Annotated in this window: 19 protein-coding genes; 16 read left to right on the forward strand and 3 right to left on the reverse strand. The window is 38.6% G+C overall.

Going from position 1 to position 18631, the window contains the following annotated elements; genetic code table 11:
• Positions 1–23 precede the first annotated feature (23 nt).
• Entirely contained in the window at positions 24–830 is an 807-nt protein-coding gene (locus UMU13_RS06215; RefSeq protein WP_328217861.1) for an ATP-binding protein, read from the forward strand.
• 108 nt (positions 831–938) lie between these two features.
• On the opposite strand, the gene UMU13_RS06220 is transcribed toward UMU13_RS06215, so the two are convergent.
• Positions 939–2246 carry a citrate (Si)-synthase gene (locus tag UMU13_RS06220; protein WP_328217864.1) on the reverse strand — a complete coding sequence of 436 codons (1308 nt, stop codon included), beginning with the start codon at positions 2244–2246 and terminating at the stop codon, positions 939–941.
• 285 nt (positions 2247–2531) lie between these two features.
• Between UMU13_RS06220 and UMU13_RS06225 the strand changes: the two genes are divergently transcribed.
• The 11 genes from UMU13_RS06225 to UMU13_RS06275 all read left to right on the forward strand — a co-directional run bounded on the left by UMU13_RS06225 (position 2532) and on the right by UMU13_RS06275 (position 12473).
• Positions 2532–3371 carry an EamA family transporter gene (locus UMU13_RS06225; RefSeq protein WP_328217866.1) on the forward strand — a complete coding sequence of 280 codons (840 nt, stop codon included), beginning with the start codon at positions 2532–2534 and terminating at the stop codon, positions 3369–3371.
• Positions 3372–3700: 329 nt separating this feature from the next.
• The gene (locus UMU13_RS06230; protein ID WP_328217867.1) at positions 3701–4093 is read left to right on the forward strand and encodes a DUF3568 family protein; all 393 of its coding nucleotides are present in this window, start codon (positions 3701–3703) and stop codon (positions 4091–4093) included.
• A complete protein-coding gene (locus UMU13_RS06235) occupies positions 4090–4554 on the forward strand; it encodes an N-acetyltransferase (protein ID WP_328217868.1) in 465 nt (154 codons plus the stop codon). The genes UMU13_RS06230 and UMU13_RS06235 overlap by 4 nt, the downstream gene beginning before the upstream one ends.
• Positions 4555–4601: 47 nt before the next feature.
• Positions 4602–5720 (forward strand): peptide chain release factor 2, encoded by a 1119-nt coding sequence (prfB, locus tag UMU13_RS06240; protein ID WP_328217985.1) that lies wholly within the window; start codon positions 4602–4604, stop codon positions 5718–5720.
• Positions 5659–6801 (forward strand): alanine racemase, encoded by a 1143-nt coding sequence (gene alr / locus UMU13_RS06245; RefSeq protein WP_328217869.1) that lies wholly within the window; start codon positions 5659–5661, stop codon positions 6799–6801. The genes prfB and alr overlap by 62 nt, the downstream gene beginning before the upstream one ends.
• A 22-nt stretch (positions 6802–6823) precedes the next feature.
• Complete coding sequence (locus UMU13_RS06250) at positions 6824–7594, forward strand: MlaE family ABC transporter permease (protein WP_328217870.1); 771 nt, start codon at positions 6824–6826, stop codon at positions 7592–7594.
• Positions 7595–7606: 12 nt separating this feature from the next.
• Positions 7607–8377, forward strand: a complete 771-nt coding sequence (locus UMU13_RS06255; protein WP_328217871.1) for an ABC transporter ATP-binding protein — start codon at positions 7607–7609, stop codon at positions 8375–8377.
• Positions 8378–8393: 16 nt separating this feature from the next.
• Positions 8394–9965 (forward strand): MlaD family protein, encoded by a 1572-nt coding sequence (locus tag UMU13_RS06260; RefSeq protein WP_328217872.1) that lies wholly within the window; start codon positions 8394–8396, stop codon positions 9963–9965.
• A gap of 39 nt (positions 9966–10004) precedes the next feature.
• Positions 10005–10796 (forward strand): 1,4-dihydroxy-6-naphthoate synthase, encoded by a 792-nt coding sequence (locus UMU13_RS06265; RefSeq protein ID WP_328217873.1) that lies wholly within the window; start codon positions 10005–10007, stop codon positions 10794–10796.
• Between the two features lie 84 nt (positions 10797–10880).
• Entirely contained in the window at positions 10881–11429 is a 549-nt protein-coding gene (locus UMU13_RS06270; RefSeq protein ID WP_328217874.1) for a methyltransferase family protein, read from the forward strand.
• Positions 11430–11624: 195 nt separating this feature from the next.
• A complete protein-coding gene (locus UMU13_RS06275) occupies positions 11625–12473 on the forward strand; it encodes a diacylglycerol/lipid kinase family protein (protein WP_328217875.1) in 849 nt (282 codons plus the stop codon).
• Positions 12474–12504: 31 nt separating this feature from the next.
• Here UMU13_RS06275 and UMU13_RS06280 read toward each other — a convergent pair whose 3' ends face one another.
• Together UMU13_RS06280 and UMU13_RS06285 are read right to left on the reverse strand one after the other, a co-directional pair.
• Entirely contained in the window at positions 12505–13494 is a 990-nt protein-coding gene (locus UMU13_RS06280; RefSeq protein WP_328217876.1) for an NAD(P)H-quinone oxidoreductase, read from the reverse strand.
• Positions 13495–13562: 68 nt separating this feature from the next.
• Complete coding sequence (locus UMU13_RS06285; RefSeq protein ID WP_328217877.1) at positions 13563–13703, reverse strand: hypothetical protein; 141 nt, start codon at positions 13701–13703, stop codon at positions 13563–13565.
• A 470-nt stretch (positions 13704–14173) separates the two neighbouring features.
• Here UMU13_RS06285 and UMU13_RS06290 point away from each other — a divergent pair, with 470 nt between their 5' ends.
• The 4 genes from UMU13_RS06290 (at position 14174) to UMU13_RS06305 (ending at position 18628) form a co-directional block, all read left to right on the forward strand.
• Positions 14174–15259, forward strand: a complete 1086-nt coding sequence (locus UMU13_RS06290) for an AI-2E family transporter (protein WP_328217878.1) — start codon at positions 14174–14176, stop codon at positions 15257–15259.
• Positions 15260–15533: 274 nt separating this feature from the next.
• Positions 15534–16739: an amino acid ABC transporter substrate-binding protein gene (locus UMU13_RS06295; RefSeq protein ID WP_328217879.1), complete on the forward strand. Its 1206-nt coding sequence runs from the start codon at positions 15534–15536 to the stop codon at positions 16737–16739.
• Between the two features lie 67 nt (positions 16740–16806).
• Complete coding sequence (locus UMU13_RS06300; RefSeq protein WP_328217880.1) at positions 16807–17664, forward strand: branched-chain amino acid ABC transporter permease; 858 nt, start codon at positions 16807–16809, stop codon at positions 17662–17664.
• A gap of 4 nt (positions 17665–17668) precedes the next feature.
• Positions 17669–18628, forward strand: a complete 960-nt coding sequence (locus UMU13_RS06305; protein ID WP_328217881.1) for a branched-chain amino acid ABC transporter permease — start codon at positions 17669–17671, stop codon at positions 18626–18628.
• Positions 18629–18631 lie beyond the last annotated feature (3 nt).

An 18631-nucleotide genomic window follows, 5' to 3' on the forward strand; every position in this document is an offset into this window, starting at 1 on the left:
GTATTTTATGATATAATAAACTTATGAAAAAAATAGCATGTTTTATGCAAAATATCAACTTTTACCACTCTTTATCCGCCGCAGCTGAAGAGGAAGGTTTTGCAGTTCAGAACACGAATTCCTCTCTTGAGGAATTATCGGATTATATGCTTTTTGTTACCGATGACAGCCTCGCAGCTGAAAGAACTTCGGATTCTGATCTTCCGGTAGCTTTTGCATCACATTCAGGAAAACTTCAAAATGTTTTCAATCTGAAAATTCCATTTGATAAGATACAGTTTAAGTCACTGCTGGATCAGCTTATGCATAGGGTTACAGATGATTTATATTCCAGAATATCATGGCCTGAATTCATAAGAAAAAGTTATTTAATAGGCAATGATATTTACCAACTCGATAAAATAATTTTCTTTATAACAAGAGAATTGATTTTTTTTGCCGGTATCTCAGAAATCCAGAAGATACGCATAGGACTATCTGAAATGCTTGCAAACGCAGTTGAGCACGGGAATCTCGGAATCAGTGCAGAAGAAAAATTTAGACATATGGAAGACGGAACCTACGAAGATTTTCTTAAAAGCAGAGTTGAAAATTCAAAGGGCTATGATTGCAAGGTTAGACTGGAGATTTATATGGATAAAAAGACTGTTGAATTTACTATTGAGGATGAAGGCAGAGGTTTTGATGTGGAAAATGCCGAATTTCAGGCTAAAGACGATGATTTGCTGAAACTTCATGGCAGAGGTATTATGCTTACCAAAATTTATTTTGATTCTGTTGAGTATAATAAAAAGGGCAATAAAGTTGTTATAAGAAAATTTTTATCATGATAGAGTTTTAAAGGAAAAGCAGAAGATATGGCACGTTGTTTTTAATATATTTGTTATAAAAAAAGGAGCCCGTTTCGGGCTCCTTTTATGTTAAAGGTTTTCTTTGATTTACTTAATGCCTGCAGACTCTTCCAACATATCGGTTGTAACCGATTTAGGTCTTTCAATCGGATATCCGAGTGCTCTGTCCCAGGTGATGTTTGCAAGAACACCTAAAGCTCTTCCGATACCGAAAAGAACTGTATAAAAATCGTATTCAACCAAACCGTAGTACCACTGAATAACACCGGAATGAGCATCAACATTCGGCCATGGGTTTTTGGCTTTGCCCTGCTCTCTAAGAATATCCGGAACCACTTCATAAAGCATACTAACCAGTTTAAAAAGCGGATAATCAGGCAGATGCTTCTGGCAGTACTCTCTCTGGGATGCATATCTCGGGTCAGTCTTACGAAGCACAGCATGACCATACCCGGGAATTACCTGACCGCTGTTCAGTGTATCCCAAACAGCCTTCTGAAGTTGCTCTTTTGTAGGAACTTCACCGCCCAATTCATCCATAAAATCCTGTATCCAGCCGAGAACTTCCTGGTTTGCCAGTCCGTGCAACGGTCCGGCAAGTCCGTCGATACCTGCAGAAAGTGAATAGTAAGCATCGGAAAGTGCAGATGCTACAAGATGTGTTGTATGGGCAGATACGTTTCCACTTTCATGATCTGAGTGAAGAATGAAGTACATCCTGGCGACTTCATCGTAAGGAGGCTCCATTCCCATCATGTGAGCGAAATTACTACCCATATCCAGGCTGAAATCAGGCTCGATAGGTGTGTCACCTTTGTATTTCATCCTGTAGATGTAAGCACCGATATGAGGAAGTTTTGCCATCAGGTTCATTGCATCTTCATACATATCTTCCCAGCATGTAAATTTGTTGAATTTACCTTCTTTGTAATTTTTGGCAAATACCGATTCTCTCTGCATTGCAAGAATGGCAGAGGAAAACATTGTCATAGGGTGTGAATCTCTGGGCATAGCTCTGAGAATGTCTATCACGTATTGAGGGATCTGTGATCTTTTTTTAAATTCTTCGACTACTTCTTCAGCCTGCTCTTTAGTAGGGATATCCCCGGTTAAAAGAAGATAAAAGAAACCTTCCACATAGGGATAGTCTTTTCCTTCAGGCTTTGGGAGCTTTTCCATAACTTCAGGGATAGTGTAACCCCTGAATCTGATACCTTCATAAGGATCAAGATATGAAATATCAGTTACAAGAGACTTAACGCCTCTCATCCCGCCTATAGCCTGAGAAATTGTAACGTCGCTGATTTTAACATCACCGTGCTCTTTCAGCAGCTTTACTGTTCTGGGTCTGTGCTCGTCAATTTTTTTGGCGAGTACATCTTTCAATGTTGACATATATACCTCCTTTTATTATTGTTGCCCGAATATAAACCACTGTTTATTTTTATCAGCATTTATAGGAAATGTCAATAAATTTGTTGTATACAATATACAAAATATTTACCGTTGATTCAGCCCGGAAATTTTGTGTTCTTTTAAGTCTCTGTTATGATTATGATTTAAATTGATTGCAATATTTATATTCTGTTGGTTAGAGAAAAATCTTCCTTTTTGTTCACTAAAAAATTATTTGATAATTAAACTTGATTTACACGGGGAATATATGTATCAAGTTTATCTATGACCGGTTTTCTTTTAATAATCTTTAGTGCACTTATGCATTCTCTCTGGAATGTCATACTAAAGAAATCAAATAACAAGTATCTTTTTAACTACCAAATGCATTTTTTGAACTTCTGTATAATGACGTTTGCTTATATCGTTTTTTTCAGAGAATACATGTTTTTTGATTTACGGGCTGTGGTTCTTGCTTTTTGTGCAGCACTCTTTTTTACAGGATATCATCTTTTTTTATCAACAAGCTACAGGTACGCAGATGCTTCCATGGTTTACCCCGTTACAACCTCCTCGCCGATATGGGTTGTATTATGGGCTGCTATATTTCTCCACGAAAAGATTACTCTATTAGGCTTATTGGGAATCGTAATAACACTGGTGGGTGTATTGATTATTAACAGCTCAAAAACATCAGATATAAAACTTGATAAAGGAATAGTTTTTGCTTTTATATCGGCGTTTTTTTATTCTGTGGGAGCAATTGTGGATAAGGTTGGGGTGGATGTAGGTAATTTTATACTGTACGTTTATTCTTTAACTTTTTTTATGACATTTTTTATGTATATGTATTCTGCAAGGCGTTTTACCAATCATCTGGAACATTTTAAAGCTAATATCAGATATCTGCTTGCCGGGAGTATCATTCTTTTTATGTCATTTTTTGTTTACAGGCTGGGACTTATTTTTGTTCAGGTTTCGTATGCAACGGCGCTGAGACAGGTGAATGCTCTGTTTGGCGTACTTCTCGGAGTCTTATTTCTTAAAGAGAAATTTTCATATAAAAGGCTGGCCGGGTCAATTGTTATTATAGTAGGGATGTTGATATTAAGAGCTAATATGTAGTGAGGTGGTGGGGTGGTGAGATAGTGAGATAGGGAATTAGTGCTAAGTGTTAAGTGCTAAGTCACGCTGAACTTGAATGTAGAATTTATTTGCATTACGTATCACGAGTTGCGCATATAAATACAAAAAAATTGGGAGGCCGCCAATTAAATAAACGTTCACTTGGTATGATTCTGTAAAAAAATGGGAGGGTGCCAAAAATAAATTGGTTGAAGATTTATTATTATTTCATTATATTTTCTGAAAATTTTGAGTAGTTTTTTTCTATTAATAATAATATATTAAAATAATACAAAATTAGGTTGTTTAAAAGTATAACGGAGGATTATATGAGAAAATACCTACTGATTCTTGTAATTTCTTGCAGTGTTTATATCAGCGGTTGTGTTGCTCCAATTGTTGTAGCCGGTGCAGCCGGTGCAGGGGTGACTTATAGTTTGGCTACCGATTCGGTTTCGGATAATGTGGATGCAAAGGTTTCCGAAGTGGTTGATGCATTCATTAATGAGGTTAACAGCAGAAACGGCAGCGTTATGTTTGCCAGTATTTCAGAAGGTAAAGTAAAAGCGGAGATTAATGAAATAAAATACACTCTCGATGTAGAATCACTTACCAAAAACTCTTCCAGACTTACAATTACAGCACGCAAAGGATATAATCTCTTGCCTGCCAGAGATAAAGCGGTGGAATTTTACACAAAGGTTATCCAAAGATTAAAATGATTAGACTCGCAAATATGGGCGATGCCAAAGCCATCCAGAAATTGGTGAATTCTTATGCCAAGCAGGGTGAAATGCTCCAGCTTAGCCTTAACGAGATTTATGAAAAGATATTTGAGTTTGCTGTATGGGAAGAACATGAGCGAATAATCGGTTGTTGCGCATTACATCCTGCGTGGGAGGATCTGGCTGAAATCAGATCTTTGGCTGTTGACAGTTCTTCGCATAAAAAAGGTGTAGGTAAAGCGCTGGTGGAATACTGCTTAAATAGGGCTCTTGAATTCGGTATTACAAATATTTTTGCTCTTACTTATAAGCCGGAATTTTTCAAAAAACTCGGGTTTGATGAGATAAGCAAAGATCTGCTGCCTAAAAAAATTTGGTCTGATTGTCTTAAGTGCCCGATGTTTCCGGACTGTGATGAAATTGCCATGATGAGAAAATTTGACGAAACTTCCAAATAAAGATAATATATTATTTTCAAAGAGCAATCGGGGGTATGCAAAAAAATATGTTTATAGATGAAGTACATAGTAAAGTTGATGAACTTAAAAAGCGTATCGAATCGTTTTCGGAAGCCGTCAAAGCCGAGGATAAGAAGAAGAGAATAAAAGAAATTGAAAGAAGGTCAGTTGAAGAGCCTGATTTCTGGTCAAAAAGGGAGTCAAAATATCTGCTGAAAGAACAGTCCAAACTTAAAAAGTTTTTAAACCGTTATGATGAACTTTTGGAAACACTGGAAAATATAGATGTTTACCTGGAGCTTTTTGAAGAAGGGTCAGAAGAGGTGAAACAGGATATTGAAACGAGTGTTCATAATCTGGAAAATCTTGTTGATGAGTTTGAGCTGACTTTGATTTTAAACGATGAAAACGATTCCAACAATGCAATTGTTACAATACATTCCGGAGCCGGGGGTACAGAAGCAAATGACTGGGCTGCAATGTTGTACAGGATGTACAGCAGGTGGATAGAGAGAAAAAATTACAAGCAGGAGCTTCTGGATTATCTTCCCGGCGATGAAGCGGGTATAAAGTCTGTTACGTTTAATGTAATAGGTGATTACAGTTACGGTTATCTTAAAGGTGAAAACGGAATCCACAGACTTGTGAGGCAATCTCCTTTTGATTCGAATAATAAAAGGCACACTTCATTTGCTTCCGTTTTTGTGCTTCCGGAAATTGATGATGATATTGAAGTAGATTTAAATGAATCCGATTTGAGAATTGACACATACAGAGCCAGCGGTGCGGGCGGTCAGCATGTTAATACCACTGATTCAGCTGTGAGAATTACGCACGAGCCGACAGGGATAGTGGTAAGCTGCCAGAATGAAAGGAGCCAGCACAAAAATAAAGCCCATGCCATGAAGATTCTCAAAGCAAGGTTATTTGAGCGTGAGCTTGAAAAGAAAAATGAGGAGCGGCAGGAACTGGAGGACTCCAAAACAGAGATGGGTTGGGGTAATCAGATTCGCTCTTATGTTATGCATCCATATAAAATGGTGAAAGACCTAAGGACAAGACACGAAACAGGTAATGTTGATGCAGTGATGGACGGAGATATTGATGCTTTTATCAAGTCCTACTTATTATATACAGCCGGGATATCAGATGCTGACCAGAATTAAAACATTGAGACCCACTTATGCCGTTATTGATCTGCCGAGCTATTCTCATAATATCAGTTTAGCACAACATCTCTCCGGTCAGGGTGAGGTAATGGCCATAGTCAAGGCCAACGGTTACGGGCATGGAGCTGACAGGCTGGCTGAGTATATAATGAGGAAAAACGGCATAAAAAATTTCGGTGTGGCGACTATAAGTGAAGCAGTGAAACTCAGGGAAGTTTTGGGCAATGATGTCAATATTACCGTAATGGGTTATATCGATAAAAACTTTTATCCGGAAGTTTATGCAAATAATATTATATTAACGGTATTCGATTATTATATTGCCGAGATGTATCACAAATTCCTTCAGGAAAAAGGTGCAAAGGCAAATGTTGTTATAAAATTGGAAACAGGCATGAACAGACTGGGATTTGATACAAATAGTTTTGATATTCATGCCTTTATGGATAAATATGACCGTTTTGAGATAAGTATGTTTATGACACACCTGTCCAGTTCCGATACGGATTTTGAGTATACCAATCTGCAGATGAAAAGGTTTGACGACTTTATGCACAAAAACCGTCTTGATTATCCCACAAGTGTTTTTAATTCGTCAGCTGTGGTAAATTTCCGTAACAAATACACATATACCAGACCAGGTATAATGACTTACGGTTATGTATATGCAGACTATGAAGTGGACCTGAGACCTGTTATGAGAATTTATTCGAAGATAGCCCAAATCAAGCGTATAAAAAAGGGAGAATCAGTTAGTTATAACAGAACCTTCTATGCACCGCAAGATATGACAATCGGCGTTATTCCCGTAGGTTATGCGGACGGCTATTTCAGATGTTTTTCCAATAGAGGGCACGTATATATTGACGGCTACCGTTGTCCTGTCATTGGTAATATCTGCATGGATATAATGATGGTGGATATCACGGAATTGCCTGAAAGCAGTTATTCTACTGAAGTTGAACTTATGGGAGAGCATGTCACGGCAGAAATGTGGGCTGAGTGGGCCGGCAGCATTTCTTATGAAATGCTCTGTGCTATTTCGGAAAGGATTCCGAGAGTTTATAATTCAGATTAATTGATTAAAAGTCGGTGGTTAAATGAACAGTTTTTTCGGTTTTATCGGCAAGCCTTTTTTGAGTTTATCCTACGGTGCAGGAAGAATGGTTTTGTTACTTATAGATGCATTCAAATGGATGTTTATTCCCCCTTTCCGCTTTAGACAGCTTTTGAAACAGGTTGAATTTATCGGTGTGAATTCCCTTTCAGTTATTGTTCTTACGGGAACTTTTACCGGGATGGTTTTTGCATTTCAAAGCTACATAGGATTTCATAAATTTGGTGCAGAATATATGGTTGGTACAATAGTCGGTTTGGGAATGGCAAGGGAGCTGGGACCGGTTTTGAGTGCTATTATGGTTGCGGCAAGAGCCGGTTCTGCAATTACTGCTGAAATAGGAACTATGCGCGTGAGTGAGCAGATTGATGCTCTGAATTCACTTGCAGTGGAGCCCGTTCAGTATCTTATCGTTCCGAGGATTCTTGCAGGCTTGATTGTTATGCCTCTTTTGAATATCATAGCAGTATTTTGCGGTACAATCGGCGGCTATTTTGTAGGTGTTAATATTCTTGGGATTAACAAAACACTATACCTGGAAAATATGTATAAATATGTTGGGGCTGAAGACTTGTACAACGGTATAATCAAGGCGGTGGTTTTCGGACTGCTCCTAACCCTTGTGGGATGCTACAAAGGTTTCTATACTCATGGAGGAGCTCAGGGAGTAGGGCGGGCTACGACAGAGTCGGTTGTACTTTCATGCGTTTTAATTCTTGTTTTTGACTATATTCTGACCGCTTTTATGTTTTAATCGGGAGTATTGATGGGTATAAAAGACAGCGATATTGTAATAGAAATGTCCGGCATATATAAGAGTTTCGGTTCCCAGAAGGTGCATGAAGGGATAAACCTTCTTATCCCAAGAAATAAGATTTCCGTGATTCTGGGGCCATCCGGAACGGGGAAAAGTGTTCTGTTAAAACAAATGATGGGGCTTATTATGCCTGATAAGGGTAACATTTTTGTGGACGGTGAGAATCTGGTTGAAATAGACAAAAAACAGCTTCTGAAGGTGAGAAAGAAATTTGGCATGCTTTTTCAGAGTGCCGCTCTTTTTGACTCCATGAGCGTTTATGAAAATGTAGCTTTTCCTCTTAGAGAGCATACCAAATTTAAAGAGGATGAGATAAAAAATATTGTCATGGAAAAGCTGCGGCTTGTGGGACTTGTTAATGTAGAAAATAAAATGCCATCTGAGCTTTCAGGAGGTATGCGTAAACGTGTCGGGCTTGCAAGAGCTATAGCTCTGGAACCCCAGATTATTTTATATGATGAGCCAACTACCGGCCTTGATCCTATTATGAGAGATATGGTGGACAATCTTATTTACGAGACCCAGAAGGAATTGGACGTGACCTCTGTGGTTATTTCCCACGATATTGACAGCACCAATAAGATTGGCGATTATGTTTCGATGATTTATAATGGTAAAACGATAATTAACGACACTATAGATAATTTCAGGACAACTGACGATCCTTATGTCAAACAGTTTTTGTCAGGGTCCATGGAAGGTCCTATAAAGGTGAATTAACTTCGGGAGGGGTTGTATGAAGTTTGGTCTGGAAGCAAAGGTGGGGGTTTTTGTAATCGCTGTTTTTGTTATGCTGGGATATATGACTACCAAAGTGAGCGAATTTTCTTTTTACAAATCATCGGGTTATATCGTAACTTATCAAATCCCCACTGCTTCCGGTGTCACAAAAGATGCTTCTGTGAAATTCCGAGGGGTAACTGTCGGAAAGGTGGAAGATATCATCCTTAGTAACGGAAAAGTTAATGTTAAGCTGCGTATAGAATCTAAATACAAAATCCCTGATAATGTGCAGCTGGCAGTCAGATCAACCGGCTTTTTGGGAGAAAAATATATTGAACTTCAGACAACTAAAGAACCGACAAAAGGCTATCTGGCGGATGGAGAAGTTTTAAAGGGCTATAAATCCGGCACAGATATTGATGAACTGACATCACAACTGGGAGATATTGCCGGTGACGTAAAAGCAATAACTTCGGCTCTAAAGGAAGTTATTGCAACAACAGAGGGTAAAAACAGCATGAAAGCTACTCTGGAGAATGTCAGAGCCACCACAGAAATGATGAGGGAAATGATACAGAGTAATCAGCAAAGGGTAAACAATATCGTCAAAAGTGTTGAGATACTGGCAAATACGATGGAGAAAATGGCTGTATCAAATGAAAAGAGTATTAACAATCTTATAAAGAACCTTGAGGTCTTTTCAGCTGAGTTGAGAACACAGACACCTGTTATTGCTGAAAAAGTTAATCGCATAGCCGATCGTGTCAATAATATCACAGGTGATGTGGATGAAGTTATGAGCAGCTCAAAACAGGATTTAAAAGAGACTATTAACAGTATACGTTATGTTACTTCAAGGCTTGAGAAAACAGTGGACAATGTAAATGAAATCACAAGCAAGATAAACGAAGGAACCGGTACACTTGGTGCCCTGGTAAATGATAATGAAACAGCTGAAGATGTAAAAGAAACAATCAGAGGATTGAAAAATATGGTGACACAATATGATAAATTTCAGCTCAATCTCGAGTTTGCCGGGGAAAAGATGGTTGATACCGGAGAGACAAAGGGATATTTTAAACTGAGAATAGATCCGAGCGAAGAAAAATACTATCTTCTCGGACTTGCCTCAAGTGAGCAGGGCACCACCACAACCACCGTTACTTCCCATACCTTTGACAACCCGCCTAATAATGTGGGTCATGATTACACGGAAACAGAAGTTACCAGAGAAGAGAACTCACTGACATTTATAGCACAATATGCCCATCAGATGTTTTATGAGAACCTTTTTCTCAGACTCGGTCTTATGGAATCCGAGTTCGGTATAGGAGCCGATTATTCGTTTTTTGATGATAATTTTACACTGTATTTGGATGCATATGATTTTAACAGTGATTCGGTAAGAGATCCTCATTTGAAAACAAAGCTGCGCTACAGACTGGGAAAGAACTTTTTTGTTGATGCCGGTTACGATGATTTCCTAAATGAAGAGACCAGCTCCTTTTTTGTCGGCGGGGGGATAAGTTTTACAGACAACGATTTGAAATATCTGCTGGGGAAAGTTCCGTTTCCGACGCAGTAAAAATCCCGCTTTCGGCTTGGGTTTTACAGGAGGCTGTTTATGGAACTTAGACTGGGGATTTCCACATGTCCAAATGACACTTTTATCTTTATGCCCATTATTCATAATTTTGTGGATACGTCTCCTTTTACTTTCAGGGTGGTTCTGGACGATGTTGAAAAGCTTAACGGGTTTGCGGCCAGAGGGATTCTGGATGTTGTAAAGGTTTCATACGGCGTTGTCCCAAAAGTTAAGAATAAATACAACATATTAAAATCAGGCGGGGCACTTGGATACAACTGTGGTCCGGTTGTCGTTTCATCAGGCATTTTTACTGTTGATGAACTTAAGGGTGGCAAGATAGCCATTCCCGGAGAAAATACCACCGCTTTTATGATATTTAAGTATTTTTTCGGGGAGGATTTTGATTTTATTCCGATGAGATTTGATAAGATTATTCCGGCTGTTGAAGAGGGTAAAGCTGATGCAGGAATTTTAATTCATGAGGGGCGTTTCGTTTATAGTAACCATGGATTAAACTTATTGGCTGATTTGGGAGAATTGTGGGAAAAGAAGCAGAGTGCACCAATTCCGCTCGGTGCGATACTTTTGACTGATAAGTTAAAGAAAGAAGCGGAGTTGTTAAATAATATCATAAAGTCATCGATTAAATTTTCCAGAAATAATTTTGAAATTGTTAAACCTTTTGTTTACCGCTATGCCCAGCAGTTGGATAATGATGTGATAAAGAAACATATTGAACTCTTTGTAAATGAGTACAGTCTTGATGTAACCCCTGTTGCTGCAAAGATAGCTCCGTTTATTCAAGCGGATGAAAGGCTGTTTGTTTAACCTGATATGGAAAATTATCTGATATTTGCCACGTATATAGTGTTTTACTGCCTAATTCACAGCCTTCTGGCGGATCCCTTCATATTGAAGGATATTTACGATAAATGGTGGTACAGAGCATTTTACGTTTTCCAGTCGGTGATTTTACTGTTTCCCATGGTCTTTTTTTATTTTAAACTACCCGATACGCCTTTATTCACCCCAGCCTCACCGGTAAAAGAGATACTTCTGGTGGTTTTTATTTCTGCTTTGCTTTTTGGTTTATATTCTGCCAAATCTTATGACAATATGTCATTTTTTGGTATAAAACAGATAAAAAAACACTTGGGTTCAGGGGTTGAGCATATTGAAGTGCACAGAAAGCTCACAAGTCACGGCGCTTTGAGATATGTAAGGCATCCCTATTACTTCACCGGTATTGTTCTATTATGGTCAAGACCTCTTTTTGTGAAGGATTTGGTACTTAATGTTGTTTTTTCCCTTTATTTTATTTTAGGAAGTATCAATGAAGAAAGAAAATTGAAAATAATTTTTGGTGAACAGTATAAAAAATATGCGGAAAATGTTCCGATGCTACTGCCTAAATTTGTAAATCCCCTGTATTGGTTGAAGATCAAAAATGGTAAAAATTAAAAGAGTGCGGTGATAAACTCGGTGACTCGTTATGCGTGAGGCGTGATGGGAAGTATTTGAGATGGTTGATGTTGTTAAGGTTGTTCCAACACTGAACGTTGAAAGATAGTTACCGGCAAGCTTCTTAATTGATTCAAAAGTATTAAAGTATTATTTGCATTGGAATAATCATAAATATTATTTAGGATAATTGATATGGACGTTGTCAATAAAGTGCTGATAATTGCCAACCCGAAGAGCGGTTCTTTCCGGGAGCATTTGTTAAACAGATTAATAAATAAAGTAAAAGAAAAATTCGGCAATATTGAAATAAAATATACGAAGTATGCCGGGCATGCAGAGGTTATTGCATCTGAAACCGATGCAGACTTAATTATTGCCGCCGGCGGGGACGGTTTGCTGAATGAGATTGTAAACGGGTTGTATGATCATGAATGCTTTTTGCTACCCCTTCCATTCGGCACAGCCAATGTGTTCTGCAGAGAGCTTGGACTTTCCAACGACCCCTTACATGCAGTATGTTCAATAGATTTATCTTCAGATAAAAAGCTTATTCTCGGAAAGATGGGTGGAAGATATTTTCTGCAGATGCTGGGATTCGGATTTGATGCCGCAACGGTTCGTAATATTAATTTGAATCTTAAAAAGAAAACGGGGAAATTTGCTTATATAGCAGCGGGTCTTTTAGTGTTGAAAAAGGCTAATTTTAAAAAATTAACTTTTTATTGCAATTCGAAAACATACACTGCATACCACATTATTGTTTCTCTCGGCAAATGTTATGCGGGTGGATTTTCACTGTTTAAAGACTTTCATTACGGTTATTTCGGTGTAAACTTTATCGACTCATCCTCTCGTTTTTCGGTGTTGAAGTCATTTGGCCCTGTTTTCATGGGTGGTACTTTTTCAGGTAAACAGCTGTTTACAGACAAACTGAAAGTTTCCGGTGCCGAATATTGTCAGATGGACGGTGAATTATTTTTTCCTGACAGTGAAAGTAATATTATAACGCTTCATAAAACCGATATCCGTATCCCTTTATAAAGAAGGGTGCTGGGCAGCACCCTTCTTTATGCTAATCGGATATTTTCATTACAATTTTGCCGAAGTGTGTATCCTCAGCCATAGTTTTATGTGCCTGGGCTACTTCGTCAACTGAAAACACTTTATGAATTTTAGGCTTAATTGAACCGTCGGCAACTTTTGGTATTACGCTATCTGTGAAACTTTTTACAATTTCGGCCTTTTCTTCAATGGGTCTTGACCTTAATACAGAACCTATAATCTGCTGTCTTTTAACCATAAGAAGTGCCAGATTCAGCTCGGCTTTAATTCCGCTGAGTACCCCTATAACTACAAGACGTCCGGTGTATGTGAGTGATTTGATGTTAGGTTCCAAATATGCTGCTCCTATACAGTCCAGAATTACATCCACACCGCGTTTATTGGTGTATTCCTTGACCATCTTGGAAAAATCGGGAGTTTCTTTGTAATTAATTACCAGCTCAACGCCCAATTCTTTGATTTTTTCCATTTTTTCAGGCGGCGAGGTAACAATAAGTTTTGTATTCGGTACCAAAGCTTTACATATTTGAATAGCGGCAGTATTAACGCCTCCTCCGCCGCCGTGGAGGATAGCATATTGATTATCCTGCAGTTTACCGAACATGAATACATTGGAGTATGCTGTTATGTAGGATTCGCAAATGCAGGCGGCTTCTTCGAAGCTTAAATTTTCCGGTATTTTTATCAGGTGGCTTGCATACGCCACGGCATATTCTGCATAGCCGCCGCCTCCAACAAGGGTCATCACTTTGTCCCCCACATTCCAGCCTTTTACGTTATTTCCCAGTTCTTCAATAACACCGGCTACTTCGACACCGAGCAATTCAGATTCTCCCGGAGGAGGAGGGTACTTTCCCTCTCTTTGTGCAACATCCGGTCCGTTTATTGACGTGGCTTTGACTTTTATCATGACCTGATTATCTTTTGGCGCCGGTTTTTCAGCCTCGCCAACGTATAATACATCAGGACCCCCGAAATCATCGAGTAATACAGCTTTCATATTATCCTCCTTTTTATATCAACTCATGTTTTATTTTTAACATAAGCTGTATGATATGTAAACAAGGTTTAAGGTCTGACGTCACCCCATTTTTCGCAGTGCAAATATTTTTCAATGTAATTTGCACGCATTTCGCAACCGAAACTCGAAACTACTGCCGCTAACCGTCTACTGGCACCAGCCGTAAGGCTGGTAAATATGTGGAACACATCCCCCTCCTCTCATAATTGTTTTTATTTGCAAATATTTATCCACTTTACATTCCAACACAGGGTGTGACCGCTAACCGGCAGTACGTTTCTCTAGCACCAGCCGAAAGGCTGGTATATATGTTGTATACACAAATTTATCGGTCTTTGACCGATGCTAGTGGAACACATTCGACATCGGCTGCTTTATTTGTGCAAATTACATTGAAATCAGTGTCATGTTAGCTAAGTATATGTAAAACAATACTTTTATATAATTTTTGGGGTTATGCCAGGGTTTAAGGTGACTTAATACCGTGATGCGTAATGAGTAATGCGTGATGTAATAAGTTCAACGTTCAGCGTGACTTAGCACTTAACACTTAGCACCAATTCCCTATCTCACCATTTCACTATCTATCTGAAATATTTGACAACTTCTTTTCTTGTATTGTTCTGATATTTAGAGTAAAATTCACAAAGGAGTGAATATGAGAGATATGTTCAGGCAGTGGTATAAAAAATACTTTTCCGATCCTCAGATAATCGTTTTGATTGTAATACTCCTGCTTGGCTTATTATTTGTTGTTTTTCTGGGGGAATACCTTGCCCCTGTAATAGCAGCTGTAGTTATTGCATATCTGCTTGAAAGTTTTGTTGTTTTTTTTGAAAGAATGAAAGTTCCACGACTTATGGCCGTTATCTTTGTCTTTATATTTTTCATGACGTGTTTTTTATTAATAATTCTGATTCTTCTCCCCAATCTTACCAGGGAAGTGATGCAGTTGATACAGCAGTTGCCTGCTATGATACGTTCAGTTCAGAGCGAAGTTACAAAATTGCTGCAGAAGTATCCTGATATTATATCCGAAGGCCAAATAGCTCAGTTAAGTGACTATCTTGTTCAGTTGGCAAGTGAATACGGACGGAAGCTGCTTTCTTATTCGCTTTCTTCTTTCAGAAGTTTTGTAGGAATTATTGTTTATATGATTCTGGTCCCGATCCTTGTATTCTTTTTCCTCAAAGATAAAAATAAAATTATCGGATGGTTTACAAGTTACCTTCCGCATAATTCCGGATTGGCAGCCCAGGTGTGGAAAGATGTTAATGTTCAGATATCAAGATATGTGCGCGGTAAAATGATTGAAGTGGTTTTGTTATGGTTTGGTACTTATGTCGTTTTTTCAGCTATGCATCTTGATTTTGCAATGCTTTTATCTGTGTTTGTTGGTCTTTCCTGCATTATTCCGTATATTGGGGCAGCTGTTTTATATGTCCCCATTATCATAATTGCGTTGTTTCAGTGGGGGATTACATCTCAATTTTTGTATATAATAATAGCATACTCAATTATTCAATTGATTGACGGTAATCTTCTTGCTCCTCTTCTTCTTGCAGGAGTTGTGCATATTCACCCAATTGCCATTATAGTTGCTATTCTTGTTTTCGGCGGTATATGGGGTGTATGGGGACTCTTTTTTGCTATCCCCTTAGCCACACTTATTCATGTGATTATTAAGGTTTGGATTAATCAGATTATCGAAGATGACGCTCACAAAAGTACAGTAGGCCAGTGATTTTCTTATTGTTCTTTCCCATTTTTTAACAAATTATAAACATTGATCGTGATGTCCGTTCTCTTATCTTTTGTATGTCCACAAAATAACACCTTTTAATAATATGCTTCGTAATTTTGTTGTTGTAAATATTGCAGATTAAGCTTTTTAAGCTTATGTTATCTGACTTTGAATGCTATATAGATAGAAACTATGAGATATATCAAACATTTTTCTATTGAAATATTTTGAATTTCCTTATAATATTATATGAAATATGTACAGGGAGGTATGTATGTTTTACAGAAAGTTATTTTTGATGCTAGCAAGTTTTTTGCTTGTTTTTGCATTCAGCTTTACCGCTTATGCGGAGAATGTTATCAAATTGGGAAGTTCAATTTCTTTTACAGGTGCAAAGAGCAGAACAGGTAAACTTTACGTGGATTCTTACAAATTTGCCGTAAACAAAGTCAATGAAATGGGTGGAGTTAATGTGAACGGCAAGAATTACAAGTTTGAATTGGTATTTTACGATGATAAAAGTAAGCCTACGGAAAGTGCAAGATTGGTTGAAAAGCTGATAACCGTAGATAAGGTTAACTTCTTGTTAGGTCCCTACAGTAGCGGTATTACTATTCCAAACAGCATTGTTGCCAGAAGGTACCGTATCCCTATGATTGAGGCCGGCGGTGCATCCAGTAAAATTTTTAACAAAGGCAATGAATATATTTTTGGGATGCTTCCAAGAGCGGGAGACTATTTCAGGTCAACCCTGGAATTTTTGACCAAACAAAAGCCAAAACCTGAAAAAGTTGCTATTCTTTATGCTGATGACAAGTTTGATGTGAGTGTTGGAGAAGGTGCAAAGGCTGCTGCTGAAGAAATGGGTTTTGATTTGGTATTATATGAGAAATATTCCCAAGGGGCTTCCGATTTTACTTCGGCTATTACCAAAGCTAAAGAAGCCGGTGCTGAAGCCACACTTGTTGCAGGTCACACTGAAGAAGCGCTCAATTTTGTGCAGCAGTCAAAAGAGCTGGATTTTTCACCCAACCTTCTTGGTTTGACAGTTGGACCGTCTGAAGCTGATTTCAGAAAAGCTCTGGGCAAGGATGCAAACTATATATACGGTGTTGCTTCCTGGTCAACTGAAATGAATTTCGAAGGTTATTTGTTTGAAAATACTCAGACATTTGTGAAGAAGTTTACGGACAAATTCGGATATGACCCCGACTACCACAATGCAGCGGGTATTGCCGCTATCGGGGTTTATAAAGATGCTATTGAGAGGGCTGGTTCTTTAGATCCTCAAAAGGTAAGGGATGCAATCGCCAAGACTTCCGGCCTGAAAACGATATACGGACCGGTTGATTTTATGGACAACGGCCAGATTATAGGCTCAAGCGTTGTTTTACAGATTCTGGACGGCAAGGTTAGGCAGGTGTATCCGGCAAGCGGGTATGATGCTGTTTATCCGATGCCCGGCTGGGATGAAAGATAAACATTTATCCTGGATACCCCGACTTGTAATCGGGGTATCTTATTTTATTTTTTAATCGGAGAGAAATATGCTTACTCAGATACTCATAAACGGTATTCTCAAGGGTGGACTGTATGCTCTGATGGCTATGGGAATGTCGCTGATTTGGGGGGTCATGAATATAATTAACATTGCGCATGGCTCTTTTATTATGCTGGGTGCCTATACCACCTACTGGTTTTTTACACTTTACGGAATAGATCCTTTTGTAAGTATACTGCTTTCAATGGTTTTAATATTTTTTCTCGGTTTTTTTATCCAGAAATTTATTATCAATTTTGTTATAGGTGCCAGCCTGTTTATCACCCTTTTGCTTGCGTTTGGTATAGAAATTCTTATTAACAATCTTGCCCTGCTTTTCTGGACTGCTGATGTGAAAAGTGTGCAGGTATCATACGGCGGAGCAAATATTGAGATATTGGGTGCCGTTATCCCGACAGTCAGGCTTTTTGCCTTTTTACTGGCGATTGCTGTATCAATAATTCTTTTTATAATTATGAACAAAACATGGCTGGGGAGGGCAATAAGGAGTACCGCACAGGACTTGGATGCTGCAAGACTCAATGGCGTTAATGTGGGAAAAATATATTCGATTACATTTGGCATTGGAACTGCAGTGGCGGCAGCGGCCGGAACATTATGGGCGGTAATTTTCCCAATAAGTCCGACAATGGGCGGCCATCTTACGTTAAAGTCCTTTGTTGTCACCATTATCGGCGGATTGGGAACAATGATGGGTCCATTGGTTGGAGGGTTGTCTCTGGGGATAGTGGAGTCACTGGGAACAAACTGGTTCGGCTCAACTTTTGAAAACCTGATCAGTTTTACAATACTGGTACTAGTTTTAATATTCAAACCAAACGGTATTCTTGGTAAAAAGGAATGATATTATGAAGGGAACGTTAATCGGATTTGCTTTAATTATAATAATCGGTGTCTTTGTACCTTTTACTGCAGGCAATTTTACTATAAGGCTTGCAACGGATATAGTAATTTTTGCAATCCTTGCCAGCAGCTGGAATATTATTGGCGGTTATACAGGCTATGCATCATTCGGAAATATTGTTTTTTTCGGTGTGGGGGCATATGCTACGGCAGTTTTAATGTCAAAAGCCGGTCTGGGATTTTATCCTGCACTTATTTTAAGCGGACTGATAGCCGGTCTTTACGGTTTTGCAATAGGCTTTCCCATATTAAGATTAAAGGGACACTATTTTGCCATTGCAACACTTGGCCTGGCTGAAGCGACGAAAGCTCTGGTGCAGAACCTTGGTTTAACCGAAGGAAATTCCGGAATGTATCTGCCTATGCCTGAGATGGGTATAGATGCATCATATATGTTTTTTTACTTTAATGCTTTGGGAATTTTATTGCTGCTGTTGGTAATTATGTATTTTATACTTAATACGAAACTCGGATACGGATTTGTTGCTATCAGGGAAGATGAGGATGCTGCGGATTCCATAGGCATAAACACTACAATATTCAAAAGTATATCCTTTGGCTTAAGCGGGCTTTTCACCGGCATGGCTGGCAGTGTATATGCATACCAGCAGGGCTTTATCAAGCCTGAACCCGTTTTTATAGTTACCAAAACCGTTAAAATGATTGTTATGGCTGTTTTCGGTGGTGTTGGCAGTTTGTTCGGTCCCGTTATCGGAGCTGTATCAATAGAGCTGATTGCAAACTACCTTTCAGAGCATTTTCTGGTGATACATACGATATTTTTCGGCACTATAGTAATTCTTGCCGTTATTTTTGCTCCAAAGGGAATTATGGACATTATTACAGCAAGAAAGAAACTCGGTTTGAGTTATTTTCTCGAAAATATAAGAAAGAACAGAGTGTGAATT

Source organism: Flexistipes sp., assembly GCF_036172515.1.
Taxonomy (GTDB): Bacteria; Chrysiogenota; Deferribacteres; order Deferribacterales; family Flexistipitaceae; genus Flexistipes.